Genomic DNA, 1,250 nt, shown 5'->3' on the forward strand with positions numbered 1-1,250 from the left:
TGATTAGCGAGTGCAATTTTCAATTCCTCAGCATACCACTCGGTCTCATTCGTATCGTGAAACGTCAATTCAATGGTCTCATCGGTCTCCAGCTGCAGCGCTCTTACAAGTAGCGATACAAATTCAATCCGGGTAATTAATCGAGCCGGCTCGAATTGGGTTCCTGTTCCTTTCACAATACCTAATTCATACAGCTTAAGGATCTGGTCCTTCGCCCAAGAGTTGTCGATATCCTCAAATGGAGATTCTAGCATAGGTGGCGATATGGGTTCCTCTTCTTCGCTGCCGTTCTCCTCTGGTAAAATTTGAGGCGGGTTCACACTTGGCGGAGAGACAGGTGCCTCTGGACGATCCAAAGTGGTTCCTACGACCGTTTTAACATCGGATTGATCTCCCGCTTCATTTTCCGACCAAGCTTCAAATGAATAGGTTGTCTGGTGCATTAAATCGTCAAGTACAACATGAGTTTCTTGCCCTCGGTAGACTTCGTTTCCTCGATAAGAGAGAACAAAGATCTCGTTCTTCAGCTCCGTTTCAATGTCGAAGGTCAATTCACGTGCTTTTGAAGCATTCACCTTGATTTCATATGCATCCGAAGGCAGCGTATATACATCAGGTACGAGCACTGTCCCGACTTCTGCAACCTCGTTGTAAGGGACGATTGACCAACCAGTGATTTTGGCAGCACTCATAACATCCGTAAACTCATACGCAGGCTCACTCGTTTCCTCCACCAACTCTCCGTCCAGATAGACTTTGTATCCGTCTACTCCAGGTACAGGATCCCAAGATATTTTCGCGCCGCTGGTGGTGACTTCATCCACGTTAATCTCAACATCCACCTTCGCTGGTTGTGTTCGGAATGAGATCGGTGTCAACTGGCTATATCCGGAAGCATTCTCTGCTCGTACAAACAGGTCATATTGTTGGCCTGGCTCCAGTTCGGACAATGTTGCTCTGGTTTCCTTCGTTTCCGTAAGGGTATCTCCATTTCCATCTACAACTTGATATCGAGTGGCGGACTCAACTTCATCCCAGATCACCGTTGCTTGTTCGGCTGCTACCGCTCCCATTCTGACGCCTGCCGGCTTTTCTGGAAGGGTGAAGAAGGTGATTTCGTTCTTCTCCCCTTGCCCTGACTCGTTACCTGCAGCAAGGCCTACGCTATACTTCGTTCCCGGAGTCAAATGTTTCAATTCAATTTCCTGCTGATCAGAAGCGATTCTAGACTCGATGTTATTTACATTCAA

At 47.4% G+C, this 1,250-nt stretch carries 1 protein-coding gene; it reads right to left on the reverse strand.

What is annotated here, in order from left to right; translation table 11 throughout:
- On the reverse strand, positions 1 to 1,250 hold a 1,250-nt coding region (locus ACFQ3J_RS27020; protein WP_379294426.1), incomplete at both ends, for a fibronectin type III domain-containing protein.

This window comes from Paenibacillus provencensis, assembly GCF_042678545.1.
GTDB classification, from domain to species: domain Bacteria; phylum Bacillota; class Bacilli; order Paenibacillales; family Paenibacillaceae; genus Paenibacillus; species Paenibacillus provencensis.